Genomic DNA, 26,637 nt, shown 5'->3' on the forward strand with positions numbered 1-26,637 from the left:
GAGGGGCGTCAGGCGTGGGCGGCGGCGTGCTCGTGCGGGGCGGATGCCGCGGGCGCGGGGCGGGCGTAGACGAGGTCGAGCACGGCGCCGGCGTCGAGGTCGGCGGCGGTGCCGCGCCAGGCGACGTGGTGGTCGGGACGCACGAGCGCGTACGGGGCGCCGTAGAGCGCCCGGGCGCTCTCGTCGGGCAGGTGGATCACCTCGATGTCGATCGCGCGCTCGGCGGCGGCGCGTTCGAACGCCGCGACCGCGTCGTGCTCGTCCGACAGCACGAGCAGCGCCACGTCGCTGCGGATGCGGTCGTACAGCGTGCCGCCGTACGGGTCGACGAGTCCGTCGGGGGCGCGGTGGCCGGGCAGCCCGCCCGGCTCGTAGACGCCCGGGTCCCAGGGCTTCTCGCGCGAGGCCTGCTCGGGCTCGTACCAGACCGCGGGCGAGTCGTCGTAGCGCTCGTCGAAGTGGATGCCCCAGCTCGGCGCCGCATCCCGGGAGAGGAGCGCCGCGATCTCGGCGCGGCGCGCGCCGGCCTCGGGGCTCAGATCGTCGTCGGCGGGGAACCCGAGCGCCCGTGCGGCGGCGACGTTGCGCTCGGAGGCGTCGGAGCGCGCCTTCGCCGCCGCGGCCACGCGGTGGTTGTGCGGACGGCGCTCGCGGTCGTACGAGTCCAGCAGCGCGTCGCCGGCGGTGCCGCGCAGCACGGCGGCGAGCTTCCAGCCGAGGTTGAGCACGTCGCCGAAGCCCTCGCCGAGGTTGCCGCCGGGCGTGCGCACGTGCGCCGCGTCGCCCACGAGCAGCGTGCGGCCGCGCCGGAACTCCCGTGCGATGCGCGTGCTCTTGAAGTACGGCGTCGCGTCGAGCAGCTCGAGCTCGAGGTCGGAGCCGAACGCGGCGCGCGCCAGGCCCAGCAGCTCGTCGTCGGAGGGCGTGCGGTCGATCGGGAACGGCCCCGCGTACACCCGCCAGTCGGTCTCGTTGAGCGCCGCGAGGAAGCCCGAGTGCACGCCGTTGACGACGACGTTCGTGCCGCTGGGGAACGGATGCCGGCCCGGGTAGTCCCCGAGCGTGCGCACCACGAACCGGTAGTGCCGCGCCGTCGCGTACGCGCCCTCGCGCTCGATGCCGGCGAGCTGCCGCACCGTGCTGCGCGCGCCGTCGGCGCCGACGACGTACTTCGAGCGCACGATGCGCGTCGTGCGCGTCTCGGTGTGCTCGAGCGTCGACGTCACGCCGTCGGCGTCCTCGTCGGCGGAGATCAGCCGCCATCCGCCCGCCACGACCACGTCGAGCTCGGCGAGCTGGTCGAGGAACGCCTGCTGCAGGGCCGTCTGCGGGCGGCGGATCTGCAGCGCGAACGAGTGCGGGTTCGTCGGGCGGGAGTCGAACACGGGGCGCGCGACGGCGCGCAGGTCGTGCCCGGCGAGCGACGTGCGCAGGCGGATGCCGAGGTTCCATTCCGGCGGGAACGTCCATCCGCGGCGCACGCGGTCGGCGACGCCCCATTGCCGGAAGAGCTCGACCGTGCGTGCGGAGTGCCCCATCGCGCCGGCGCGCGGCAGCCGGAACGACGTCGTGGCGTCGACGACGGTCGCGTCGACGCGGTGCCGGTGCAGGTCGAGCGCCGTGGCGAGGCCCGTGGGCCCGGCGCCCACGACGAGCACCTCCACCTCGCGGGGCGGCACGCCGTGCGGGAGCAGCACGGAGTCGACGTGCCGCTCTCCGCGGCTGATCTCGTTCTGGGCAGTCATGGGGGAACCTCCGGTCGGTGAACAGAGGCAATGTTCACTCGCGGAGTATTGTCCAGATTTTGTGCCTGTTACATAACGAAACCTGATGGCACGCCCGAGGCGTCCGTCAGTCGAAGAACTCGCGCGTCGTCCCGCGTGCCGCTCCCGACACGAGGGTCGCGAGCTCGTCGATCGCGGCGGGGTCGTCGGGCAGCTGCAGGGGGGAGATGCGGATCATGGGGCGTTCGGGCGGAGCGATGAACACCTTGCTCGCAGGCGCGACCGAGACGCCCTTGGTCGCGAGCGCGACGAGCGCATCGGTCTCGTCGACGACGTCGACCCACAGCACGAGGCCCTCCGGCGCCGCGGCGGCGGTGAGCCCGTGGCGCTCCAGGGCGTCGCGCAGCGCCTCGCGGCGCGACGCGTAGACGCGGCGTGCGCGCTCGACCGACTCGGCGGCCGCGGGGCTGTCGATGAGGTGGGCGAGCGCGTTCTGCAGGATGCGGCTGTTCGAGCCGACGCCGTGGCTGCGCAGCGCGATGCTGCGCTCGACGAGCTCGCGGCTGCCGCCGAGCACCGACGTGCGCACGTCGATGCCGTAGGCCTTGCAGTAGCTGCGCACGCGGATCGTGCGGCCGGGCAGCGCGGTGCCCATGCTGGGGCTCTCGGTCGCGGCGAGGGGGCCGACGGCGTCGTCCTCGACGACCCAGACGTGCTGCGGCGCGGCGGCGATCGCGGCCGCGAGGTCGTCCATGCGCTGCGCCGTGACGCGGCCGCTCAGCGCGAACTCGCCGCCCGGCTGCACGACGAACGCGACGGCGCCCGCGTCGATCGCCGCGCGCAGGGAGCCGACCAGCGGGCCGTCGTCGTCGCACGCGACGCCGACCGGGGTGAGCGAGAGCACGCGCAGGGTGTCGAGCAGGCCGGGGCTCGCGGGCTCGTGCACGGCGACGAGCGAGCCGGGCTCGGCCGCCGCGGCGACGGCGAGCAGCAGGGCCTCGGTGCCTCCGCCCGCGGTGGCCCAGGCCTCGGCGGCGAACGGCCACGTCGGGGCGACCGCGTCGTGCAGCCGCTCGGTCATGTGCTCGCGGCCGAAGACGTTGAGGCTCTCGTCGGAGAGGCTCTCCATGAGCGCGTCGCGCAGGCCGGGCTGCAGCGAGATGTCGGGGGCGCACTGCAGCAGGTCGATCGTCGCCCACGTGCGCGGCCCGCCCGTGCGCGGACCGTTCGTGCGTGCGCGCTGCCGCGACGCGTCGGCGGATGCCGCCGTGCCGCCGTCGTCGACGACGATCGTGCCGCCGCGGCGGTGCGTCTCGATGAGGCCCGCCGCGCGCAGCTGGTTCCACGCGGCGAGCACCGTGCCCGCGCTCACGTCGGCGGCGCGCGCCAGGTCGCGGATGGTGGGGAGCTGCGCCCCGATCGCGAGGTCGCCCGAGGCGATGAGCCCCGCGATCCCGTCGGCGATGTCGCGCGCGCCCCGTCCGGGCAGCCGTTCGAGCAGCCATCCGGCCGTCGTCGTCCGAGCGGTCGTGTCGGCCACTGTCATGTCGGTCTCCCCGCGTTTCCCTCGCCGACATCACAATACTGCCGAATCAAAAGCGACGGATTGTGTCAAACATTCTTCGACACGTCGAGAACAATGGATACCGTCGGTCGCACACCGCATCCCGAAGGAGAACCATGAGCGACGACCGTCCCTTCCGTCTCGGCTTCCTCACGCACGTGGAGGGCGGCGGCGACCTCGCCGAGACGTATCGCAACGCGCTCGAGCTCTTCGTCGCGGCCGACGAGCTCGGCTTCGACTCGGGCTGGGTCGCCCAGCACCACTTCGGGCCGGGCGAGGCCGACGGGCTCGCGTCGCCGTGGATCTTCCTCGCGAACGCCGCGGCGCGCACCCGCCGCATCCACATCGGCACCGCGGTCACGCTCATCCCGCTGCACCATCCGGTGCAGCTGGCGCAGGACGTCGGCGTGCTCGACGCCATCACGAACGGTCGCGTCGAGCTGGGCGTCGGCACCGGCTTCGACCGCACGGCCTACTCGATCTTCGGCGAGGACTTCGACCGCCGGCGCGAGCTGACGACCGAGACGTTCGCGGCCGTGCGGTCGGCCCTGCGCGGCGAGGCGCTCGACGCCGACGGCACCGTGGTCAAGGCCGCGTCGCCCGACCTGGCCGACACCCGGTCGTGGCACGGCGTGTTCAGCGCGGAGGGCGCCGCACACGTCGCCGGCGAGGGCGCGAACCTGCTGCTCAACCGTGCGACCTACGGATACGAGGAGCCCACCGACGTCGTGCAGCGCGCCTGGGCCGAGCGCTACCTCGCCGCGTGGACGGGGCAGCGGCGGCCGCGCATCGGCCTCTCGCGGCTCATCTTCGCCGCCGACGACCGCAAGACCGCGCTCGACCAGATCGGCGACGCGCTGATCGACGGCATCCGCCGTTCGAACGCGGGCGCGCGGCCCCTCGGACCCGAGACGCTGGAGAACGCGCTGTTCCGCTACCACGCGCACTACGGCCACCCCGACGAGGTGATCGCGCAGCTGCGGTCCGAGCGGGTGCTGCCGCTGGCGACCGACCTGCTCGCGCAGTTCAATCCGGGCCGGCCCGGCCTCGACGCCTCGATCCGCGCGCTGGAGCTGCTGGCCACCGAGGTCGCCCCCGCCCTCGGCTGGCGTCCCGCGCCCGAGCGCGCCGCCGCGCCGGCCGTGCCCGCCGCGCCGGCGGCCGCTTGAACGCCCGCTCCCCGAACACACCCCGAACGACAGGAACGAGCACATGACCCTTGCAGACACCGTCACCGACGTCGACGCGTTCGCGCGGGACTGGGAGAACTGGCACGAGACCCTCGAGGAGGGCCGCCGCGCGCCGCACGGCTTCCTCGCCTACGCGGGCTTCCACGTGCTGGGCGCCGAGCCGCGGCGGTTCGACGGCGTTCCCGGCGCATGGTCGACCGGCGAGGGCGGCCCCGTCGTCGAGCTCGCCGACGGGGAGACGCTCGTGATCGGCGGCACGCCGGTGACGGGCCGGCACGAGTACGGCGTCATCGGTGAGCGCACCTTCCACTCCGCCGACCACGTGACGCCCGAGCACGGTCACGTCGTCGTGGAGCTGTCGCGCCGGGGCGGCCAGGACATCGTGCGCCCCCTGCGCCCCGACCACGTGCTGCGCGTCGGCTACCGCGGCACTCCCGCGTACGCGCCCGACCCCCGCTGGGTGATCGAGGCCGTGTTCGAGCGTGAGCAGCCCCGCGACATCCCCATCTCCGCGGCGATCCCCGAGATCACGCACACGCACTCGACGCCCGGCCGGGTGCGCTTCACCGTGGACGGCGCCTCGTACGCGCTCACGCTCATCTCGCGCGGGCCCCGCGTCGCGACGCTGCTCTTCCGCGACGCGACGAGCGGCGTGACGACCTATGCCGCGAGCCGCACGCTCGCCGTCCCGCTCCCCGACGACAGCAGCGACCGCGTCGTGCTCGACTTCAACCGCGCCACCAACCTGCAGTGCGCGTACACCGACTACTCGCCCTGCCCGCTCGCGCCGCCCGAGAACCACCTGCCGTTCGCCGTGGAGGCGGGGGAGAAGATCCCTCTCGACCGCACCTCGTGAGAACGCGGGAGTCGACGCTCACGCACTCGCTGCGGCGTCTGTATCCGCTCGCCCGGCCCGTCGTGCCACGCCTCGCCCTCGGCCTCACCACCGCCGTGCTGGCGAGCGGCATCGCGCTCGCCATCCCGCAGGCGCTGCAGTGGATCGTGAACGGCCCGCTGTTCGCGGCGCACGATGCGGGCGGGCTGTGGCTCGGCGTCGCGATCGTGCTGGTGCTCGGCGTCGCCGAGGCGGGCCTGCTCGTCGCGCGGCGTCAGCTCGTGCTCGCGCCCGGCGCGAAGCTCGAGGCCGACCTGCGCGTGCGGCTCTACGAGCACCTCGTCGACGCGCCCGTCTCGTTCCACGACGACTGGAGCAGCGGCCAGCTGCTCTCGCGCTCGATGAGCGACATCCGGCGGTTCCGCCGCTGGATCAGCTTCGGCATGATCATGATCTGCGTCAACACGCTCACGATCGTCGCGGGCGTCGTGCTCATGGTTGTCGCCGCACCCGTGCTCGGTGCGATCTTCGCCGTCGCCGCCGTGCCCGTCGTCGTCGCGAGCTTCCACTTCCGCCGCACGTACCAGTCGGCCTCGCGCCTCGCGCAGGACCAGGCCGGCGACCTGGCGACGACCGTCGAGGAGGCGGTGCGCGGCATCCGCGTGCTCAAGGCGTTCGGCCGCGGCCGCTCGGCGCTCGCGTCGTTCTCGGCGCAGGCCGATCTGCTGCGCGCCACCGAGATCGAGAAGGCGCGATCGCTGTCGACCGTGTCGATGATCCTCACCGCCCTCCCCGAGGCGGCGCTCGCCGCCGCGCTCGTCGTCGGCGCCTTCCTCATCGCGGCGGGCGACCTCACGCCGGGCGCGATCGTGGCGTTCTTCGCGACCGCGGCCGTCGTGAGCGGTCCCCTCGGCCGCCTGGGGGAGCAGTTCGCGATGTCGATGGATGCCAAGGCCGCGATCGACCGCTTCTTCGAGGTGCTCGACGTGCCGAACACGATCCTCGATCCGGCCGCTCCCGTCGACGTGCCCCGGTCGGCGCGTCGTCTCGAGCTCCGCGGCGTGCGCTTCCGGCATCCCGACGCCGACGCCGACGCCCCCGAGGTGCTGCGGGGCGTCGATCTCGTCGTCGAGCCCGGCGAGACGCTCGCGCTCGTCGGCGTCACCGGGTCGGGCAAGAGCACGATCGCGCAGCTCGTCCCGCGGCTGCACGAGGCGACGGAGGGCAGCGTGCTGATCGGCGGTGTCGACGTGCGCGACCTCGCCCGCACGACCCTGCGGCGGCACGTGTCGATCGCCTTCGAGGACCCCGTGCTGTTCTCGGCGACCGTGCGCGAGAACGTGCTGCTGGGCGTTCCGGATGCCGGCGACGACGTGCTGCACGCCGCGATCGCGACCGCGGGCGCCGAGTTCGTGCACGAGCTGCCCGAGGGCGTCGACACCGTGATCGGCGAGGAGGGCCTCAACCTCTCGGGCGGGCAGCGGCAGCGCATCTCGCTGGCGCGCGCGATCGCGGCATCCCCGCGCATCCTCGTGCTCGACGACCCCCTCTCGGCGCTCGACGTGCACACCGAGGAGGCGGTCACGCGGCGGCTGCGCGCGCACCTGCACGACACGACCACGGTCGTCGTCGCGCACCGCCCGTCGACCGTCGCGCTCGCCGACCGGGTCGCGCTGCTCGACGGGGGCCGCATCGTCGCGCTGGGCACGCACGCCGAGCTGTTGGCCACCGATGCGCGCTATCGCGCGGTCATCACGGTGGATGCCGAGGCCGGCGGCGTCGTCGGGGCGGGGGCGATCGCATGAGCGGCGTGCAGTTCGAGGACCAGATCGAGCTCGAGCGCTCGCTCGCGCGGCGCGTGCGCCGACGGTCGACGGCCCTGCTCGGATCGCTGCTGCGCCCCGTGCGGTGGCAGTTCGCCCTCATGCTCACGCTCGTCGCGGCGGCGCAGGCGGCCAAGGCCGCGGGTCCGCTGTTCGTCGCGCTCGTGATCGACGCGGGCCTGCCGCGCCTCACCGACGGAGAGCCGGCGGTCGTGCTCGCCGCGGGCGCCGGCTACCTCGCCGTCGCCCTCGCCGGCGGGGCGCTCGCGCTGCTGTCGATCCGGCTGAGCGCGAAGCTGGCGCAGGCGGTGCTGTTCGAGCTGCGCCGCCGCGTCTTCCGGCACACGCAGCGGCTCAGCCTGGAGTTCCACGAGACCTACACCTCGGGGCGCATCATCGCGCGGCAGACCTCCGACCTCGACGCCGTGCGCGAGCTGCTCGACTCCGGCGTCACGCAGCTGCTGTCGGGCCTGCTGTTCATGCTGTTCGTGGCTGTCATGCTGCTGGGGCTCGACCCGTGGAGCGGTCTCGTGCTGGTCGCGGCGGCGATCCCGGTCGCCCTGCTCACGCGCTGGTTCCACCGGCGCTCGCAGCTGCACTACCGGTCGTCGCGGGTCACGTCGGCCCGGCTCATCGTGCAGTTCGTGGAGTCGATGGCCGGCATCCGCGCCGTGCAGGCGTTCCACCGGGAGCGGCACGAGATCGCGCGGCACCGCGAGCTCTCCGACGACTACCGCATCGCCGACCAGCGCGCCGTGGGCCTCATCGGCGTCTACAACCCGGGGCTCGTGCTGATCGGCAACATGACGGTCGCGGCCGTGCTCGCCGTCGACGGCTTCCGCGTGTTCGCGGGCGAGCTGCAGGTCGGCGTGCTCATCGCGGCGCTGCTCTACGCCAAGCGGTTCTTCGCCCCCGCGCAGGAGATGGCGCAGTTCTACAACTCGCTGCAGTCGTCGATCGCGGCGCTGGAGAAGATCTCGGGGCTGCTCGAGGAGGAGCCGACGATCGCGGCGCCGACGCGTCCCGTGCCGCTGCCGCGCGCGGAGGGCGGCGTGGAGTTCGACGCCGCCCGGTTCGCCTACACCCCCGGCGCCGACGTCATCCCGTGCCTCGACCTGCGCCTCCCGCCGGGGCAGACGGTCGCGCTGCTCGGCTCGACGGGCGCCGGCAAGTCGACGATCGCGAAGCTCGTCGCCCGCTTCTACGACGTCAGCGACGGGGCCGTGCGCATCGACGGCATCGACGTGCGGCGGCTGCCGTTCGCCGACCTGCGACGCGCCGTCGTGATGGTCACGCAGGAGAGCTTCCTGTTCAGCGGCACGATCGCCGACAACATCGCGATCGGCCGTCCGTCGGCCACGCGCGCCGAGATCGAGGCGGCCGCACGCGCCGTGGGCGCCGATCGCTTCGTGTCGCTGCTGCCCGACGGGCTCGACACCGACGTGCACAAGCGCGGCGGGCGGCTCTCGGCGGGCCAGCGGCAGCTCATCTCCTTCGCGCGCGCGTTCCTGGCCGACCCGGCCGTGCTCATCCTCGACGAGGCGACCGCGTCGCTCGACCTGCCGAGCGAGGCGCTCGTGCAGCGCGGGCTCGCGACCCTGCTGAAGGGCCGCACCGCCCTCGTGATCGCGCACCGGCTCTCCACGGTCGAGTCGGCCGACCGCATCGTCGTGCTGCGGCACGGGCGCATCGTCGAGGACGGGCCGCCCGCCGCGCTCCTCGCCGCCGGCGGCGAGTACGCCGCGCTGCACGCCCTGTGGCGGCTGTCGACCGACGGACGGCCGGATGCCGGTGGACATCCGGGCACCGGCGGACGTTCGGACGCCCCTGGCGGACCGGATGCCGGCGCGCACGCCCCCTCGTGACACCTCCCCTCGAAAGGCCTGACCACATGTCGAATCCTCCCCTCCGCACGGCGCCCGCGGCATCCGGTACCGGGCTCCGCCTCGGATACTGGACGCCCGTGTACGGCGGCTTCCTCCGCAACGTCGGCGACGAGGGCATGCCCGCGACCTGGGAGTACGTGCGGGCGCTGTCGCAGGAGGCCGACCGGCTCGGATACGACACGACGCTCGTGCCCGAGCTGTACCTCAACGACCGCAAGGGCCTGCACGCCCCGAGCTTGGAGGCGTGGTCGCTGTCGAGCGCGATCCTCGCGACGACCGAGCGGCTGCGCGTGCTCACGGCCGTGCGCCCGGGGTTCCACCTGCCCGCCGTCGCGGCCAAGCAGTCGGTGACGCTCGCCGACATCGGCGGCGACCGGTTCGCGCTCAACGTCGTCGCGGCCTGGTGGGAGCAGGAGGCCGCCCAGTACGGCGGCCGGTTCACGCGCCACGACGAGCGCTACGAGCAGGCGCGGGAGTTCGTCGAGATCCTGCGGGGCACGTGGCGGACGACGCCGTTCTCGTACGCGGGCGAGCACTTCCAGGTGACCGAGACGATCCTGGAGCCCAAGCCGCGCGTCGCGCCCGCGATCTTCGCGGGCGGCGAGAGCGAGCACGGGCGCGAGACGATCGCGGGCTTCGCCGACTCGTACGCGCTGCACGGCGGCACGCTCGACGAGGTGCGCGAGAAGGTCGCCGACATGAACGCGCGCCGCGTGCGGCGGCACGGCCGGCCGTTCGACGAGTTCGCGATGTCGGCCTACGTCATCGTGCGCGACACCGAGGCCGAGGCGCGGCGGGAGCTCGAGCGCATCACGACCGTCGACCCCGCCTCGCCCGGATACGCCTCGTTCGAGGAGTTCGTGCGCAACTCGCAGCTCGACGTCGAGGTGTCGCGCCGCGAGTACTCGGTCGGCACGCGCGGCCTGCGTCCCGACCTGGTGGGCACGCCCGCGCAGGTCGCCGAGCGCATCCGCGCCTACGCCGACGCGGGGGTCACCCTGCTGCTCATCCAGTCGTCGCCCGCCCGCGAGGAGCTCGCCCGCATCGCCGAGCAGGTCGGCCCCCTGCTGCGGTGACGCCGGGATGCCGGACGACGGAACGCCGAGGGGCGCACCCGCACGGATCGCGGATGCGCCCCTCGGCGTCTGTTCGGCGACGGCGCCTTACTCGGCCGTCGTCCTGCGGCGCGCCACGACGAGGGCGACGATTCCGCCCCCGATCAGCAGCAGCGAGGCCACCGGCAGGATGAAGCCGTACGTCGAGCCGGTCTGCGCGAGCTGCCGCTGAGCGTCGGCCTGCGGCTGCGCGGTCGGCGCGGGCGCAGCGGTCGGCGCGGTCGTCGGTGCCGGTGCGGCGGTCGGCGCGACCGTCGGGGTGGGTGCGGCGGTCGGCGCGGTCGTCGGGGTGGGCACCGTGGTCGGAGCCGGCGTGACGGTCGGGGTGGGAGCGACGGTCGGCGTCGGCGTGACGGTGGGCGTCCCCGTCGGGGTGGGCGTCGGGGTGACGGTGGGCGTCCCTGTCGGCGTCGGCGTCGGGGTCACCGAGGGCGCCACGACCGACGGAGCGGGCTGTCCGGGCTCCACCGAGACGACGGTGCCCTGGGCGTCCAGCGTCACCTTGGCGCTGAGCGCGGCGGCCAGGTTGATCCGCTGCCAGCCCTCGGAGCTGGAGTCGAGCGGGTACCCCGAGTCGATCTCGGTCGCCGCCAGCACCGCGCGACGCTGCTCGTTCGTGAGCGCGGGGAACGCGGTGACCAGCAGCGTCTCGGCGCCCTCGGGGACGACGGCCGCCTGGCCGGTGTCGCCGACCGGCGCGAAGCCGTACGTCATCCGGGCCTCGTAGGCGGCCAGAGCCGACGCACGGTCGGTCACCGGCGCCGTCGACACGACGTCCGTGAAGGCGTTCTGGTAGCCGCGGTCGGCGTTCGCGCCCACCGCGGTGATGCACGTGGCGAGCGTGATGCCGTGGCCGTCGGCCGCGCACTGGGCCGTGAGGTAGGCCGTCAGCTCCGCGCGCGCGGGGAGGATGGTGTCGGTGAGGTAGGCGGCATCCGCGTACAGCTCGGCGACGTTGACGTGACCCGACACCCGGCCGCCGATGACGTCGAGCGGGTAGTGCACGCCGAGCACGTTGCGCGCCAGGCCCGCCTCGGAGGCGCGCGTGATGATCTCCGGTCCCAGCTCGGGCAGCAGCGTGGCCAGCACGATGCCCGTGCCGTAGGCGTAGGCGGTGTGGCCCGACGGGAACGCCTGGTTGCGGAGCTCGCGGATCAGGTCGTAGGTGCCGTCGTGGGTGATGCCGGTCGCCGGGTCGGTCCACGGCGCGACCTCGGTGATGCCGAGGTTCGTCGCCAGGCCGTTGAGCCGGGCGGGATCGCCGAAGCTGCGGTCCTCCAGGAACGGGCGCGGGTAGTTGTAGTAGTACTTCGCGTTGCCCGTGCCCGCCACCGAGTGCCCGAGGTGGTCGTACAGCTCGGCCGTCAGGGCCAGCGACCCGTCGGCCAGGCCCTTCGCGAGATAGCCGCCGAGCACCGGTCCGAGCGCATCGGCGTAGGTCTGCTTCCAGTCCGCGTCGGCGTCGACGAGCGCGCGCTTCGACTGCACCGGATCGATCGCGCCCTTGGCGTTGATCTGCTGGACGATCGCGTCGTTCTGCGCGAGAACGTCACGACCCGCGTCGGTGACCTGGCCGCGGTAGGCGGTCGCGTCCTTCGTGGCGTCGTTCGTCATGTCGAAGGTCTCGGGAGTCCAGTAGATCTCGAACTCGTCGAGGAGCGTCGTGATGCGGTCCTTCGGCTGAGCGGGCACCTCCTGCTGCACGACGGATGCCGCAGGCTGACCCGGCTCCACGGCGACGACCGCGCCCGCCGAGTCGAGCGTGACCTTCGCGCTCAGAGCGGCGGGCAGGTTGATGCGCTGCCAGCCCTCCGAGGTCGAGTCGAGCGGGTAGCCCGAGTCGATCTGGGTGGCTGCGAGCACCGCGCGGCGCTGCTCGTCGGTGAGGTCGGGGAACGCGGTGACCAGAAGGGTCTCGGCGCCCTCGGGAACGACGGCCGGCTGGCCGGCGTCGCCGACCTGGGGGAAGCCGTAGGTCATGCGCGCCTCGTAGGCGGCGAGGGCCGAGGCGCGGTCGGTCACCGGTGCCGTCGACACGACGTCCGTGAAGGCGTTCTGGTAGCCGCGGTCGGCGTTCGCGCCCACCGCGGCGATGCACTCCTCGAGCGTCGCGCCGAACCCGTCGTCGTCGCACCGGTCGGCGAGGTAGGCGGTGAGCTCCGCGCGCGCCGGCACGATCGTGTCGGGGATGTAGGCGGCATCCGCGTAGAGGGTGGCGACGTTGACGTGGCCCGACACCCGGCCGCCGATGACGTCGAGCGGGTAGTGCACGCCGAGCACGTTGCGCGCGAGGCCGGCCTCGGAGGCGCGGGTGAGGATCTCGGGCCCCAGCTCGGGCAGCAGCGACGCCAGCACGATGCCCTCGCCGTAGGCGTAGGCGGTGTGGCCGGAGGGGAACGCCTGGCTGAAGTGGTCGAGCACCAGGTCGTAGGTGCCGTCGTGGGTGAGGCCGGTCGCGGGATCGGTCCAGGGGTCGACCTTGACGATGCCGAGGTTGGTCGCGAGCCCGTTGAGCTTCTCGGGCGCGCCGAAGCTGCGGTCGTCGAGGAAGGGACGCGGGTAGTTGTAGACGTTCTTGGCGTCGCCGGTGCTCGCGAGGCTCACCCCGATGGCGTCGTACATCGCCGTGGTCTTCGGGAGCGAGCCGTCGGCGATGCCCTCGACGAAGTAGGCGCCGAGCACGGGACCGAAGGCGTCGGCGAAGGTCTGCTTCCAGTCGAGGTCGGCGTCGACGAGCGCGCGCTTCGACTGCACCGGATCGGTCGCGCCGAGGGCGTTGATCTGCTGCAGGATGGCGTCGTTCGCGCCGAGGATGTCGCGGCCCTCGTCGAGCACGCGGCCGCGGAAGGCGGTGGCGGCCTTCGTGTCGTGGTCGGTCGGGTCGAACGCCTCGGCCTGCCAGTACGTGCCGAACTCTCCGAACAGCGCGACGTGGTCGGGGTGCGCCGCGTCGGCGTACGCCGGGACCACGCCGACGCCGAGCGCACAGACGCCCAGGGCGAGGCCGGATGCCAGCAGGGCGCGGCCTGAGCGCAAGGCCGGCCTCCGTGTCGTTGTCGGCATGTGTGTCTTTCCTTACTTTCGTCATGCGGGGATGCGCGCGCGACGCTAGCGGACCCGGATGCCCGATCATGCGGTCCCAGGAGAACAACGGGTGAACGGATGCCGGGGGAGAGCGGCGGCGTCGCCTCGTCCACAGCCGTGCCATCCACGCAGCTGTCCACCGATCGCACGGATGCCGGCGAGCGCCCCGTCTGTGCGGGCCATGCTGGGCGTCGTGACGGCGGCGTCATCGAAAGGGAGATGTACGAATGGGAGCGGTTGAAATGTACGATGTGAGCATGGACGTCTCCGTGAGCGCGCTGCGTTCCGAGCTCGCGCGCTGGATCGAGCGCGTGCGCGCGGGCGAGGAGGTGGTCGTCACCGATCGGGGCGTACCGGTTGCGCGGCTCTCGCCCGTCGATACCGCGACCCGGATCGAGCAGCTGGTGCAGGACGGCATCCTGAGCAGGCCCGAGGTCGCGTCGCGACCGCTCGCGAGCGGCATCGAGCGCGTGCCGGCGAGCGAGCCGGTGTCTCCGCTCGTGGCCGAGCAACGGCGGTCGCGCGGCCTGTGATCGGCTATTTCGACAGCAGCGCGCTCGTGAAGCTCCTCGTCGACGAGCCGGACGGCGAGCTCGTCTCCGCGCTCTGGGACGGATGCGACGTCGTGACGTCCAGCCGGCTCGCGTGCGCCGAGGTCCCCGCGGCGATCGCGGGCGCCGGACGGGCGCATCGCCTGTCGCCCGCCGACGTCGAGAGGGCGCTCGCCGTGTGGGACGGGCTCGCCGGCTCGGTGCGCTGGGTCGAGCTGACCCCGGGCATCGCGCGCGCGGCGGGCGCGCGCGCCGTCGCCCATGTGCTGAGCGGCGCAGACGCCGTGCACCTCGCCAGCGCGCACGCCCTCGGCCCCGCGTCCACGGTCTGCATCACGTGGGACCGCCGGCTGTGGACGGCGGCCCGTGCCGAGGGACTCGCGGTCGCCCCGGCCGCGCTGACCTGATCGGGTCGCGCTGACCTGATCCGGCCGCCGCCATGCGCTGGACCGCCGGGCGCCGCCCGGCGTCATCCGTTCGACCGCGGCATCCTGCGGGTGTGGATGCCGGGGACTGACACTTTGCCGCGGTTGAAAGTGGGTGGGGTTGGGAGCAAGGGGTGAGGGCGGGGTGGAAGCGTGCTCCCCGGGGGCCTACTTAGGGCCTACTCGTGCCTCACCTGGGGTCGCCCCGGGGCCTACCGTGTCCCTCGGGGCCTAATCGGCGCTGCGGCCTGCGGACCAGGCGGTCCAGAGGCGGGCGTAGGTGCCGCCGCGGTCGAGCAGCTCGGCGTGCGGGCCCTGTTCGACGACGCGGCCGTGCTCCATCACGACCACGAGGTCGGCGCGCACGGCCTGGTCGAGGCGGTGCGCGATCGTGATCGCGGTGCGGCCCCGTGCGAGCCGTGCGACGGCGCGGTCGAGCACGTCGTCCGACGCCGCGGTCGCCTCGTCGAGCACGAGCACGTCGGGGTCGTGCAGCAGCACGCGGGCGAGCGCGAGCTGCTGGCTCTCGACGGGCCCGAGGGCATGGCCGCCCGCGCCGATCTCGGTCTCCAGCCCCTCGGGCAGGTGCTCGAACGCGGCGAGGGCGCCCACGGCATCCAGCGCCTCGCGCAGCGCCGCCTCGTCGGCGTCGGGCCGGGCGAGACGCAGGTTGTCGGCGACCGTGCCCGTGAACACGTGCGGCTCCTGACCCGCCATGCCGATGCGGGGAACGGCGTCGCCGCCGAAGCGCACGCGCCCCGCCGACGGCGCGAGCGACCCGTGCACGAGCGCCGCGACGGTGCTCTTGCCCGCGCCGCTCGCGCCCACGAGGGCCGCCGTCGCGCCCGCGGGGACCGTGAAGCTCACGTCGTGCAGGGCGAACCCGCCGTCGTAGGCGAAGGTCACGTCGTCGAGCACGACGTCCACCGGGCCGCGCGACGTCGGCGCGGCGGGCGCGTCCGGCGCCGGCAGCTGCAGCACGCCCGCCATGCGCGCGAGCGAGGCGCCGGCCTTCTGCAGCTCGTCGACGCCGCCGAGCACCATGCCGATCGGCCCGAACAGCGCGTGGAAGTACAGCGCCGCCGCCGTCGCGCCGCCGACGGTCGTCGACCCGTCGCGCACGAGCACGAACCCCGCCGCGAGCACCGCCGCGAGGCCGATCAGCTCGGCGAGGTTCAGGCTGTTCCAGAACCGCACGACGACGCGCGTCGCGGCCAGCTCGCGTGCGACCACCACGCCCGCGGCCTCGTCGATGCGCGCCTCCCGCGCCGCCGACACGCCCATCGCCCGCACCGTGTCGGACGCGTCGATCGACTCGAGCATGAGCTGCGACCGCTCGCCCTCCGCCTCGCGCGCCGCCTGGTACGCGGGCCGCGCGCGGCGCAGCAGCCGCCGCACCGCGAGCACCTGCACGGGCACGGCGAGCGCCGCCGCGAGCATGAACCGCAGATCGATCGCGCCGAGCCCGACCGCGGTGACCACGACCGCGAACGCGGCGGACATGAACGCGGGCACCACGCCCGTCACGACGTCGCCGACCACGCGCGAGTCGCCTGCGGCGCGCGAGACGAGCTCGCCGCGGCCGGCCCTCTCGACGAGGCGCGCCGGCAGCGCGAGCAGCCGCGTGACGACGCGCTCGCGCAGCTCGGCGAGCACGTCCTCGCCGAGCCGGGCGATCAGCAGCCGCCCCACGCCGGTGAGCACGCCGTGCACGACGCCCGCGACGGCGACCGCGCCGATCAGCAGCGGCAGCCGCGCCGGATCGCCCGCGATGACGGCGTCCACGATCGCGCCGAGCGCGAGGGGGAGCACGAGGCTCGCCGACGACGCGACCGTGAGCGTCAGCGCCGACAGCACCAGGGCGCCGCGGCGCTCGCCCAGCATGCGGCCGAGCAGGCGGCGGGTCTGCCGCGGCTCGGCGACGGGGATCGCGGTCATCGGCCCGCCTCCACGTCGATCACGACGTCGGCGCCCTGCACGAGCGCGGGCGCCGCGTCGATCAGCACGGTCGTGCGGCCCGCGCGCAGCCGCCGCGTGCGCTGGGCGATGAGCGCCTCGGTCACCGAGTCGGCCGCGCTCGTCGGCGCGTGCAGCACCAGCACGGCGGCGTCGCGCGCCAGCGCTCGCGCGAGCGACACGCGCTGGCGCTGGCCGCCCGACAGGGTGAGCCCGCGCTCGCCGATCGACATGTCCCAGTCGTGCCGCGCGAGCTCGAGCACGTCGTCGAGCGCTGCGGCGTGCGCCGCCGCCTGCGCCGCGCCGTTCCCGGCGCCGTCGCCGTGGAAGACGACGTTGTCGTGCAGCGTGCCCGCGAACACGGCGGGCTGCGCGGGCGGCGCGAGGATGACGGATGCCGCGGCCCCGGCATCCACGACCGTCTCCCCGTCGACGGTCACGCGGCCCGCGTCGGGCAGCCGCACGCCCGCGAGCACCTCCCGCAGCTCGCGTGCGCCGCGCGGGTCGGCGACCCGCAGCGCCGCCCACGCGCCGGCGGGGATCGTCGCCGATACGGGCCCCGCGTGCGGGGTCGTGACCCCCTCGAGGGCGACGGTGCCGTCGCGCGCGGCATCCGGCACCGGCCGCACCTCGAGCGCGGGCGGCGCGTCGAGCACGGCATCCGTGCGCTTGGCCGACGCGCGCACGCCCGCGAGCTCGGCGCCCACGAACGCGAGGCCGCTCACCGGGCCGTGCAGGAACTGGGCGAGGCCGAGCACGGCCACCAGCTCGCCGACGCTCAGTGCGCCCGCCTGCGCCTGCGCGGCTCCCGCCCATGCGATCGCCGCGAGCAGCAGCGCCGACGCCGACATGCTCACCATCGCGAACGCGCCCTTCGCGGCGACCGCGCGGCGCGATGCCACGCGGGCGCGCCCGCTCGCCTCCGCGAAGCGCGCGCTCGCCTCCGCCTCGGCGCCGATGTCGCGCAGCGCGCGCAGGCCCGTCAGCAGGTCGGCCGCGACGGCGCTCGCGCTCGCGGCGGCGGCCTGCTCGGCATCCATCCGCCGCTCCAGGGGCGCGGTCACGACGTGCAGCACGAGCACGAGCACGGGCGTCGCGACGAGCACGAGCAGCCCCACCGGTACCGAGATGATCAGCAGCGACACGGCGGCCGTGAGCACCGCGGCGAGCTGCGCGAGCGACGAGCCGACGACCCACACGAGTCCCGTCGCGCGCTCCACGTCGGTGCCCGCGACGCTCAGCAGATCGCCCGAGCGGCGCGGCGACGCGAAGCCCGACGGCGCCAGGATGCGCGCCACGAGCGCGTGCCGCAGCGCCCGGGCGCCCTTCTCGCTCGCACGCACCGAGGCGAGCTCGCCGTACCGCCACGAGAGCAGCAGGCCCGCGAACAGCAGCGCGAGCACGCCCAGCCACAGCGCCAGCTGCACGCCGTCGCCCGGCTCGATCGCGCGGTCGATCACGACGCCGATCACGACGGGCACGAGGGCCTCGGCGATCTGATGGCCGATGAGACCCGCGGTCGCCACGGCGAACAGCGCGCGGCGGCGCGACAGCAGGATGCGTAACGAAGCGGAGCGGCTCACCCCGGTAGCTTAGGATCGCCTCACCAGGCGGCTTCGACGATAGGACGACCGATCATGTCGCAGATCGGACAGAACCCCGACGACCCGGTCGCATGGTTCGGTGTCGTCACGAACGCGTTCGACGTCGTGCGCGACGAGGAGTGGGACTGGCACTGGCACGAGCAGCACGAGCTGCTCTGGGGCACGCGCGGCTCGCTCGTGGTCGAGTGCCGCGACGGCGTGCGCGCCGTGCCGTGGAGCGTGGGGCTGTGGATCCCCGCCGGCGAGCCGCACCGCGTCATGGCCGGATCGGGCACGCAGTTCTCGTGCACCTACCTGGCCCCCGAGCTGTGCGAGCCGCCTCGCGCCGACGTCGGCGCGGTCGGCGTGACGCCCGCCGTGCGCGCCCTGCTCTCGGAGCTGCGGCTGCGCGACCTCGATCCCGAGACGCGCGCGCTCGCCGAGCGCGTCGCGGTGCGGATGCTCGACGTCGCCGACCTGCCCCGGCTCGACCTGCCGCTGCCCGTCGACGACCGCACGCGCCGCATCGCCGACGCGGTGCTCGCCGATCCCGCCGACGTGCGCACGCTCGAGCAGTGGGGCGCCGTCGTGGGGGCGAGCGAGCGCAACCTGTCGCGCCTGTTCCGCCGCGACACGGGCATGTCGTTCGCCGACTGGCGCACCCGGGCGCGGCTGCGCGCCGCCGTCGAGCTGCTCGCGATGGACCAGCCCGTCGCCGTCGTCGCGCGCCGCATCGGGTACGGCACCACGAGCGCGTTCGTGCAGGCGTTCCGCCGCGAGCTGGGCATCACACCGGGCACCTTCGCGAACGCGGGCGGCCGGTTCACGCCGGTCGCGCACCCGATCGGACACCGCCCGCAAGACATTTCGTAGAACTCAGCGGCTTGGCGACGCACTCTGGCGGGTACGCGACATTCCGCGGGTGCAGAATCGGAAGGCCGCATGAGGTGAGGCTTCGCTAACTCGCCGCATGGTCGACGCGCCCCCGCACCCGTTCCCGCACACCGTTTCCCGCACGGAAGGCACCATGACCTCCACCACCGCACGCCTGCTGCGCACGGCGACCGCGATCGCCGCATCCACCCTCCTGCTCGCCTCGTGCGCCTCGTCCCCCGGTGGCGACGAGCCGGGCGGCGACACGGCATCCGCCGAGACGATCACGATCGACACCGACTTCGGCGAGGTCACCATCCCGGCCGAGCCGAAGGCCGCGCTGGGCTTCTACACGACCGACGTCGACATGCTCATCACGCTCGGCTACCCGCTCGCCGCCGAGCAGCCCATCCGCGACGACTGGGACACCTTCCCCAGCTTCTTCCCGCTCGACGACCTCGAGGGCATCACGGGCTTCCACAACTACCCCGAGTTCAACCTCGAGCACATCCTGCAGGTGGGCCCCGACTTCATCCTCAACGGCCTCGGCTACGAGACCGACCTGCACGACAAGCTCACCCCCATCGCGCCGACCTACACCTACAACGGCTTCGACGGCGGCGACTGGCGCGAGAAGTTCCTCGCCGTCGCGACGGACCTCGGCCGCGAGGAGCAGGCCCGGGCGTGGTTCGACGCGTACGAGGCGCGCGCCGCCGAGATCAAGGCCGAGCTGGAGGAGAACGGCATCGCGCCGACCGTCGCCGACGTCTCGTTCTGGGACGGCCAGGTCAACATCGGCTGCTACAGCATCTCGTGCCTCGTCTTCGCCGACCTGGGCCTGGAGATCAGCCCGCTCGCCGACGGCGACGGCGACGGGAAGGTCGACAGCACGGGTCGTGCCCTCAGCATGGAGCAGCTCGGCCAGCTCTCCGACATCGACGTCATCTTCACCGGCGTCAACGAGGACGGCTCGGGCCTGATCACCGACGAGGACGCCCTCACGGCCAACCCGCTGTGGACCGCGCTGCCGTTCGTCGCGAACGGCCAGGTGTTCGGCTACAACTACGAGATGAGCTACGGCTCGCCCAGCGGCCAGAGCGCCCTGCTGGAGATCGTCGCGAAGGCCCTGCTGCCGTGAGCGCCGCGAACCGTCGCGACGTCAACCTCGTGCACCGCGTCGAGGTCGCAGACGTCGTCCGCCTGACGCCGGGCATGGTGCGCATCGTGTTCACCGGCGCCGGGCTGGAGGGCTTCGTCTCCTCGGGCGTCGGCGACGAGTACCTGCGGGTGTTCCTGCCGCCGGCCGGCCACGACGAGCCCGTGCTGCCCACGCCGACCGACGACGGGTACTGGGAGTTCCCCGAGGGCGCCGAGACGCAGGTGCGCACCTACACGGTGCGCGAGTGGGATGCCGACGGGCGGCGCCTCGTCATCGACTTCGTCGTGCACGAGGGCGGCATCGCCGCGGCGTGGGCGCTGGGAGCCCGGCCCGGGCACGTCGTGGGCGTCAACACGCCCCGCGGGCTCTACGCACCGCCCGAGGGCATCGCGTGGCAGCTGCTGGTCGCCGACGCGACGGGCCTGCCGGCCGCTCTGCGGCTGGCCGAGCAGGCGACCGTGCGCACGCGCGTCGTGATCGAGGTCGAGAGCCCCGAGCACGAGCAGCCCGCCGACCTTCCCGCCGGGGTCGAGCTGACGTGGGTGCACGGCGGCAACGGGCACGGTCCGAGCCGCGTCGAGGAGATCGTGCGCTCCAGCGAGTTCCCGAGGGAGCCCGGCTACGTGTGGGTCGCGGGCGAGACGCGCGTCACGCGCGGCGTGCGCCGCTACCTGCGCCACGAGCTCAAGCTGCCCGCCACGGCCTACAAGATCGTCGGCTACTGGACCGAGAACGCCGAGCAGTGGACCGAGAAGTACGAGGCGCTGCCCGACGAGGTGCGCGAGCGGCTCAGCAGCATGTGGGCCGACGAGACCCGTGACGTCGAAGAGGTCGAGGACGAGTACGAGGCCACCCTCGAGTCGCTCGGGCTCTGAGGCGCGCACGGCGGATGAGGCGTGCACCAGGGATGACGACCACGACGGCCGACGACGCCCCGGCGACCGCCGTCTCGGCCGCCGCCGAGACGATCGGCGCGCTGCGGCGGCGCCGCGCCCTCGGGTTCGCGGTCACGCTCGTCGTGCTCGTCGTGTGCTGCCTGCTCAGCCTCGCGATCGGCTCGCAGCGGCTCAGCCTGGCCGAGGTCGTCGACGCGCTCTCCGGTGCGCCCGGTGACGCCGGCACGATCGTGCGCGACATGCGCGTGCCCCGCACCGTGCTCGGCGTGCTCGTCGGCGCCGCGCTGGGCGTCGCGGGCGCCCTCATGCAGGCCTTCACGCGCAACCCGCTCGCCGACCCCGGCATCCTCGGCGTCAACGCGGGCGCCGCGTTCGCCGTCGCCGTCGGCGCCGCCGCGTTCGGGCTCACGTCGCTGAGCGGCACGATCTGGTTCGCGTTCGCCGGTGCCGTCGTCGCCACGGTCGCCGTCTACTTCATCGGCACCGCGGGGCGCGGCGCCCCCGACCCGTTGCGCATCACGCTCGCGGGCATCGCGATCGGCGCGTTCCTCGGCGGTGTGACGTCGGGGGTCAGCCTGCTGCTGCCGCAGGTGTTCAACCGCATGCGCGGCTGGAACGCGGGCAGCATCGCGAGCGTGCCGGCCGACCTGATGAACGGCATCGTGCCCTTCATCGTCGTGGGGCTCGTGCTCGCGTTCCTCGTCGCGAAGCCGCTCAACGCCGTCGCGCTGGGCGACGAGCTCGCGGCCGCCCTGGGCTCCCGCGTCGTCACGACGCGTGTCGTGTCGATCGTCGCGTCGACGCTGCTGTGCGCGGGAGCGACCGCCGCGGCGGGGCCGATCGGGTTCGTCGGGCTCATGGTGCCGCACGTCGTGCGCTGGTTCACCGGACCCGACCAGCGGTGGATCTTCGCCGGCAGCGCCGTCGCGGCTCCCGTGCTGGTGCTCGCGAGCGACATCGTCGGCCGGCTCGTGCTCAGCAGCGGCGAGCTGCCCGTCGGCATCGTGACGGCGTTCGTCGGGGCGCCCGTGCTCATCGTGCTCGTGCGCCGGCGAAAGGCGAGCGGACTGTGACCGTCACGCCCATCGCCGCCGCGTCCGCGCCGGTCGTCGACCCCGGCTACCGCGCCGTCACCCTGCGCAGCCGCGACGGCCGCTACGGCATGCGCATCGGCATCCGTCACACGATCGTCGTCGCGGCGCTCGTGCTCGCGACGCTCGCCGTCGCGGTCGTCAGCCTCGCGACGGGCGACTTCTTCATCCCCGTCGGCGACGTCGTCGCGACACTGCTCGGCCAGGGTGACGACCGCACCCGGCTCGTCGTGTTCGAATGGCGGATGCCGCGGGTGCTGCTGGCCGTCGCCCTCGGCGCGGGGCTCGGCGTCGGCGGCGCGATCTTCCAGTCGCTCACGCGCAACCCGCTCGGCAGCCCCGACATCATCGGCTTCGACGCGGGCGCCTACACGGGCGCCCTGCTGGTGATCACGACGATCGGCACGGGCTACGCCGCCGTCGCGGGCGGCGCGATGGCGGGCGGCCTCGCGACCGCCTTCGCCGTGTACCTCATCGCCTACCGGCGGGGGTTCCAGGGATTCCGCCTCATCATCGTGGGCATCGCCGTCGCCGCCATGCTGATGTCCCTCAACACGTGGATCATCCTCAACGCCGACCTGTACGTCGCGATCGCCGCCGGGGCGTGGGGGAGCGGGTCGCTCAACACGGTCGGCTGGGCGCAGGCCACGCCCGCCGTCGCGGTGCTGCTCGTGCTGTGGGCCGTCGCGGCCACGCTCGCGGGACGCATGCGCCTGCTGGAGATGGGCGACGACGCCGCGATCGCGCTCGGCGTTCGGGGAGGCCGCGTGCGGCTCGCGCTCGTCGGCACCGGCGTCGCCTTCACCGCGACCGCGACCGCCGCGGCCGGGCCGATCGCGTTCGTCTCGCTCGCCGCGCCCCAGCTCGCGCGGCGCCTCACGCGCTCCGCGAGCGTCACGCTCGCGGCATCCGCCGCGATGGGCGCCCTGCTGCTGGCGGCGAGCGACTTCGCGGCGCAGCGCCTGTTCGCGCCGACCCAGCTGCCGGTCGGCATCGTCACGGTCGCCGTCGGCGGCCTGTATCTGATCTGGCTGCTGATCAGAGAGGGGAGAAGACGGTGACGGATGCCGGGGGTTCGGCGACGGGCGTGGGCTCGCGTGTGGATGGGGATTCGCGTGTGGATGGGGTTTCGGCGGCGGATGCCGGTCCGCGGGCGGACGGGGGTCCGCGGCGTGCCGAGAGCCCGCTGCGCGCCGAGGGGGTGACGCTCTCGTACGATCGCCGCGTCATCGCCGAGGACCTCTCCGTCGACGTGCCGGAGGGCTCGTTCACCGTCATCATCGGCCCGAACGCGTGCGGCAAGTCGACGCTGCTGCGCGCGCTCGCGCGCGTGCTGGCCCCCGCCGCGGGCACCGTGCTGCTCGACGGCAAGACGATCGCGTCGTACCCGCCGAAGGAGGTGGCGCGCCGGCTCGGCCTGCTGCCGCAGACCTCGATCGCCCCCGACGGCATCACGGTCGCCGACCTGGTCGCGCGCGGCCGGCATCCGCACCAGGGGATGTTCCGGCAGTGGACGCGCGCCGACGAGCAGGCGGTCGCCGACGCGCTCGCCGCGACGAGCACGACCGACCTGTCGGGACGGCTCGTCGAGGAGCTCTCGGGCGGGCAGCGGCAGCGCGTGTGGGTCGCGATGGTGCTCGCCCAGCAGACGCCCCTGCTGCTGCTCGACGAGCCCACGACGTTCCTCGACATCGCGCACCAGTACGAGCTGCTCGACCTGCTGCGGCGCCTGCACCGCGCGGGCGAGCGCACGCTCGTCGCCGTGCTGCACGACCTCAACCAGGCGGCGCGCTACGCCGACCACCTCATCGTCATGCGCGACGGCGCCGTCGTCACGAGCGGGCGTCCCGCCGACGTGCTCACCGCCGCGCTCGTCGAAGACGTCTTCGGCCTCCCCTGCACGATCATCCCCGACCCGCACACCGCCACGCCGCTGGTGGTCCCGGTCCCGCAGGCCTAGGGTCGCGCCGGCCCTAGGGGTGCGCCGGCCGCTTCAACCGCGGCATCCTGCGGGTGCGCGCCGTTGAGACCCGCACTTTGCCGCGGTCGAACGGGCTGGGGAGGGGCGCGGTCGCCGGACTCGATGTCATCTTGCACTGACAGACGGTGTCGATATTGCAGTGAGATGACACTGGATGTCACGTCGCGAGGCAACTTTCAGACCCGCTGCTTCGACGTTGTCGTGACACTTTTCGGGGCACGAAGCCTGTCTCAACGACGAGCGCATCGCGGTCGCCGAGGGAGGCGACTTGCCGCACTGCGCCCTGTGTCGAGGGCAGCGATGGCCGCCGAGTTCCCCCGGAGCTCATGGTCGAGCAATTGGTGTTTGCTCTACGTGAGCCCAGAGCAGTCTCGTGCGGGATCTAGGCGTTCTGTCGAGTCCGTCCGGCCGGCCGAATCAGGGGTGCAACGCGACTACGCCGCACGTTCCTGACCGTACGCGGTGTAGAAGACCGCGTGCGCGACGGATACCAGTGCGATGCACAGGCGGTTCCAATCGATCTCCGCGGAATCGACGGGGGCGAGTGCCGGGCCTGAGTCCCGTTGAGTGGTGGACTTTCCGGTCTTGAGCGTCGTGTCATTGACGTGGGGGGCCACCGTGCGATGGTCAGTGAGAACGACCAAGTTACTCACGACAGGAGATCGCACGATGGCCCTCAATCAGTCTGCCCTGCTCGAGCTGCTCGCCGAGCTGAAACTCACCGACACCACCGACCGGATCCGTCAGATGACCGAACGGCTCTACCAAGAACTCATCGACGCTGAAGCCGCGTCGGTGATCGGTGCCGGACCCTACGAGCGCACCGTCGAGCGCACCGCTACCCGCAACGGGGCGAGGCTGCGCACCCTGTCGACCACTGCGGGAGATCTGGAGTTACGAATCCCGAAGCTACGGGCCGGCAGTTTCTTCCCGTCGCTGTTGGAGAGGCGCCGTCGGGTTGATCAGGCGCTGTTCGCCGTCGTGATGGAGGCCTACCTGCACGGCGTGTCCACCCGCAAAGTCGACGACCTGGTCAAAGCGCTCGGCGCCGACACCGGCATCTCGAAGTCCGAGGTGTCGCGCATCTGCGAAGGCCTTGACGCGACGGTTGCGGCATTCCGCGACCGCTCCCTGTCCCAGATCGCCTACCCCTACGTCTTCCTGGACGCCACCTACTGCAAGGTTCGCATCGACGGTCGGGTGGTGTCCCAAGCGGTTGTCGTCGCGATCGGGATAACCGCTGACGGGCACCGTCAGGTGCTCGGCTTCGACGTGGGCGACAGCGAAACCGAGGAGTTCTGGAAAGCATTCTTACGGTCCCTGAAAGCCCGAGGCCTTGGCGGGGTGAAGCTGGTGATCTCCGACGCACACGCTGGCTTGAAAGCAGCCGCCGCAGTGGTGTTGCAGGGAGCCAGTTGGCAGCGGTGTCGCGTGCACTTCATGCGCAACGTGCTCACCGCCTTACCCAAGGGTCGGCAGGAGATGGTCGCCTCGATCATCCGCACGATCTTCGCCCAACCCGACGCTGAGCACATTGATGCACAGTTCGATGAGGTTGCACGCATGATCGACCGCGTTCACCCCAAGGCGGCTGAGATGCTCCACGATGCCCGAGCCGACGTGCTGGCGTTCAAGCACTTCCCAGCCCGGCATTGGCGGCAGATCTGGTCGACGAACCCGCTGGAACGGCTGAACCGGGAGATCAAACGTCGCACCGACGTCGTCGGAGTGTTCCCGAACGCTGCCAGCCTGCTGCGCCTGACCGGCGCCGTTCTGATCGAGCAGCACGACGAATGGGAAGCCGGCGACCGCCGCTACTTCTCCGAAGCGTCTATGGCCGAACTCGCCGCCACCAACTCGGTCGAGGACGCGGTGATGCTGCCCGAGATCACGGCCGCCTAAACTGCAACCAGCTGATCATCGAGTGGAAACGAAAGACCACCACTCAGCGGGACGTGGCCAGTGCCGGCCGGTAATGGACGATCCTATTGCGGAGTTGGTAGATGGCTTTTCCTGCTGCCGCGGGCAGATTCGTGTCATCTTGCAACGTGACGTTCAGGCACTCGCAAACCTCACGCAGGTCGTCCTCCTTTGCGAATGCGAGAACGACGTTCAGGCTGGAAGCCTCAAGTGGACGCCAGGACATTGCGTTCTCCAGGACCTCAGCGATCTTGTGCCACTCGTGCTCGATTGAAAGGTCTTTCTTGAGCTTCGTAGCCTTGTCGTGCGCGTAGGTTGCTTCGACGCACCGGTACAGACTCATGAAGAGGCTTCGTGGATCGAGGTCCAAAGTGGAACGACAGAGTTCCTTGTACGGCAACAGGTCTACATTCGCTTCCGCAAGGGCAGACAGGCAATCGGCAAGCTCGCTCTCGATCCACGAACCTCCAGTACGAGACTCTTCCGAACTGATGCTGAGGAAGATCGGCCAAATGAGTTCCTCAGTGATTGGTTCAGCACTGACGAACACCCGAATCAGTGGGAATAAGCTCATGATCTGCGCGTTGTCGTGCCCGTGATACTCGGGGTCAGAGTCACGGCTGTTGGCGGCTACCACGTTGTACACCTCAGCGGCCGAGACGCTCGGAGACACGGGAAGTTCAGTCAGTAGGCAGACGTCGTAGCCCTGGATGTCCTCGAGTAGCTCAAAGCCCGGGTCATCAACCTCGTAGTCAAAACCGATGGTTGCAACAAAGTGTTGTTCGTTGACCTCGAGCCACGCGAGGTGGCGAAATCGTCCGAAGCTCATGGAACTACGCAGTACCGCAACCTTGAGCACCTCGTCCGCGGCAGGGTTTGCGTGAACCCACCGCGCAGCGGACGGATCAGGGACCGGGTAGTCCCGTTGTGCGGCGAAGTCGGTGAGGCGCCCGAGCAGAGTTTTGTTCGCGGCGATCATGT

At 72.6% G+C, this 26,637-nt stretch carries 21 protein-coding genes; 14 read left to right on the top strand and 7 right to left on the bottom strand.

Annotation, left to right across the window (positions count from 1 at the left end; all coding sequences use genetic code 11):
- Window positions 1–8 precede the first annotated feature (8 nt).
- On the bottom strand, window positions 9–1,745 hold the full coding sequence (locus tag AOA12_RS00905) for an FAD-dependent monooxygenase (protein WP_054678879.1): 1,737 nt from the start codon (window positions 1,743–1,745) through the stop codon (window positions 9–11).
- A 106-nt stretch (window positions 1,746–1,851) separates the two neighbouring features.
- A complete protein-coding gene (locus tag AOA12_RS00910; RefSeq protein WP_054678883.1) occupies window positions 1,852–3,270 on the bottom strand; it encodes an aminotransferase class I/II-fold pyridoxal phosphate-dependent enzyme in 1,419 nt (472 codons plus the stop codon).
- Window positions 3,271–3,404: 134 nt separating this feature from the next.
- On the opposite strand from AOA12_RS00910, the gene AOA12_RS00915 reads away from it, so the two are divergent.
- Genes AOA12_RS00915 through AOA12_RS00935 form a run of 5 tightly spaced genes read left to right on the top strand, consistent with a single transcriptional unit; the run spans window position 3,405 to window position 10,098 of the window.
- Window positions 3,405–4,457: an LLM class flavin-dependent oxidoreductase gene (locus AOA12_RS00915; protein WP_054678887.1), complete on the top strand. Its 1,053-nt coding sequence runs from the start codon at window positions 3,405–3,407 to the stop codon at window positions 4,455–4,457.
- Window positions 4,458–4,500: 43 nt separating this feature from the next.
- Window positions 4,501–5,334, top strand: a complete 834-nt coding sequence (locus tag AOA12_RS00920) for a DUF1684 domain-containing protein (RefSeq protein WP_054678890.1) — start codon at window positions 4,501–4,503, stop codon at window positions 5,332–5,334.
- A complete protein-coding gene (locus AOA12_RS00925; RefSeq protein ID WP_054678894.1) occupies window positions 5,331–7,118 on the top strand; it encodes an ABC transporter ATP-binding protein in 1,788 nt (595 codons plus the stop codon). Before AOA12_RS00920 ends, AOA12_RS00925 begins: the two co-directional genes overlap by 4 nt.
- A complete protein-coding gene (locus AOA12_RS00930) occupies window positions 7,115–9,001 on the top strand; it encodes an ABC transporter ATP-binding protein (protein ID WP_082405843.1) in 1,887 nt (628 codons plus the stop codon). Before AOA12_RS00925 ends, AOA12_RS00930 begins: the two co-directional genes overlap by 4 nt.
- Window positions 9,002–9,027: 26 nt before the next feature.
- Window positions 9,028–10,098, top strand: a complete 1,071-nt coding sequence (locus AOA12_RS00935) for an LLM class flavin-dependent oxidoreductase (RefSeq protein WP_054678897.1) — start codon at window positions 9,028–9,030, stop codon at window positions 10,096–10,098.
- Between the two features lie 87 nt (window positions 10,099–10,185).
- Here AOA12_RS00935 and AOA12_RS23480 read toward each other — a convergent pair whose 3' ends face one another.
- Window positions 10,186–13,200, bottom strand: a complete 3,015-nt coding sequence (locus tag AOA12_RS23480; protein ID WP_082405844.1) for a phosphatase PAP2 family protein — start codon at window positions 13,198–13,200, stop codon at window positions 10,186–10,188.
- A gap of 278 nt (window positions 13,201–13,478) precedes the next feature.
- Between AOA12_RS23480 and AOA12_RS00945 the strand changes: the two genes are divergently transcribed.
- Complete coding sequence (locus tag AOA12_RS00945) at window positions 13,479–13,754, top strand: type II toxin-antitoxin system Phd/YefM family antitoxin (protein WP_054678901.1); 276 nt, start codon at window positions 13,479–13,481, stop codon at window positions 13,752–13,754.
- A complete protein-coding gene (locus tag AOA12_RS00950; RefSeq protein WP_054678904.1) occupies window positions 13,751–14,179 on the top strand; it encodes a type II toxin-antitoxin system VapC family toxin in 429 nt (142 codons plus the stop codon). Before AOA12_RS00945 ends, AOA12_RS00950 begins: the two co-directional genes overlap by 4 nt.
- A 249-nt stretch (window positions 14,180–14,428) precedes the next feature.
- On the opposite strand, the gene AOA12_RS00955 is transcribed toward AOA12_RS00950, so the two are convergent.
- Both AOA12_RS00955 and AOA12_RS00960 read right to left on the bottom strand, forming a co-directional pair.
- The gene (locus AOA12_RS00955; protein ID WP_054678908.1) at window positions 14,429–16,135 is read right to left on the bottom strand and encodes an ABC transporter ATP-binding protein; all 1,707 of its coding nucleotides are present in this window, start codon (window positions 16,133–16,135) and stop codon (window positions 14,429–14,431) included.
- The gene (locus tag AOA12_RS00960) at window positions 16,132–17,736 is read right to left on the bottom strand and encodes an ABC transporter transmembrane domain-containing protein (RefSeq protein WP_054678911.1); all 1,605 of its coding nucleotides are present in this window, start codon (window positions 17,734–17,736) and stop codon (window positions 16,132–16,134) included. Before AOA12_RS00960 ends, AOA12_RS00955 begins: the two co-directional genes overlap by 4 nt.
- Window positions 17,737–17,790: 54 nt before the next feature.
- On the opposite strand from AOA12_RS00960, the gene AOA12_RS00965 reads away from it, so the two are divergent.
- The 6 genes from AOA12_RS00965 (at window position 17,791) to AOA12_RS00990 (ending at window position 23,715) form a co-directional block, all read left to right on the top strand.
- Entirely contained in the window at window positions 17,791–18,609 is an 819-nt protein-coding gene (locus AOA12_RS00965; protein WP_054678914.1) for an AraC family transcriptional regulator, read from the top strand.
- Between the two features lie 154 nt (window positions 18,610–18,763).
- Complete coding sequence (locus AOA12_RS00970) at window positions 18,764–19,747, top strand: ABC transporter substrate-binding protein (RefSeq protein ID WP_054686729.1); 984 nt, start codon at window positions 18,764–18,766, stop codon at window positions 19,745–19,747.
- Entirely contained in the window at window positions 19,744–20,643 is a 900-nt protein-coding gene (locus AOA12_RS00975; RefSeq protein ID WP_231637152.1) for a siderophore-interacting protein, read from the top strand. Before AOA12_RS00970 ends, AOA12_RS00975 begins: the two co-directional genes overlap by 4 nt.
- A 32-nt stretch (window positions 20,644–20,675) precedes the next feature.
- Window positions 20,676–21,737 (top strand): iron chelate uptake ABC transporter family permease subunit, encoded by a 1,062-nt coding sequence (locus AOA12_RS00980; RefSeq protein WP_054678918.1) that lies wholly within the window; start codon window positions 20,676–20,678, stop codon window positions 21,735–21,737.
- Window positions 21,734–22,816 carry a FecCD family ABC transporter permease gene (locus AOA12_RS00985; RefSeq protein WP_231637153.1) on the top strand — a complete coding sequence of 361 codons (1,083 nt, stop codon included), beginning with the start codon at window positions 21,734–21,736 and terminating at the stop codon, window positions 22,814–22,816. The genes AOA12_RS00980 and AOA12_RS00985 overlap by 4 nt, the downstream gene beginning before the upstream one ends.
- 56 nt (window positions 22,817–22,872) lie before the next feature.
- On the top strand, window positions 22,873–23,715 hold the full coding sequence (locus tag AOA12_RS00990; protein WP_156366334.1) for an ABC transporter ATP-binding protein: 843 nt from the start codon (window positions 22,873–22,875) through the stop codon (window positions 23,713–23,715).
- Between the two features lie 455 nt (window positions 23,716–24,170).
- Here the strand turns inward: AOA12_RS00990 and AOA12_RS22905 are convergent, their stop codons facing one another.
- A complete protein-coding gene (locus tag AOA12_RS22905; RefSeq protein ID WP_156366335.1) occupies window positions 24,171–24,353 on the bottom strand; it encodes a hypothetical protein in 183 nt (60 codons plus the stop codon).
- Window positions 24,354–24,405: 52 nt separating this feature from the next.
- Between AOA12_RS22905 and AOA12_RS00995 the strand changes: the two genes are divergently transcribed.
- Window positions 24,406–25,638, top strand: a complete 1,233-nt coding sequence (locus AOA12_RS00995; RefSeq protein ID WP_054678500.1) for an IS256 family transposase — start codon at window positions 24,406–24,408, stop codon at window positions 25,636–25,638.
- Window positions 25,639–25,681: 43 nt separating this feature from the next.
- Here the strand turns inward: AOA12_RS00995 and AOA12_RS01000 are convergent, their stop codons facing one another.
- Window positions 25,682–26,635 carry a hypothetical protein gene (locus AOA12_RS01000; RefSeq protein WP_156366336.1) on the bottom strand — a complete coding sequence of 318 codons (954 nt, stop codon included), beginning with the start codon at window positions 26,633–26,635 and terminating at the stop codon, window positions 25,682–25,684.
- Between the last annotated feature and the right edge of the window lie 2 nt (window positions 26,636–26,637).

Origin of the sequence: Microbacterium sp. No. 7, from assembly GCF_001314225.1 — a bacterium.
In the GTDB taxonomy this organism is placed as follows: Bacteria; Actinomycetota; Actinomycetes; order Actinomycetales; family Microbacteriaceae; genus Microbacterium.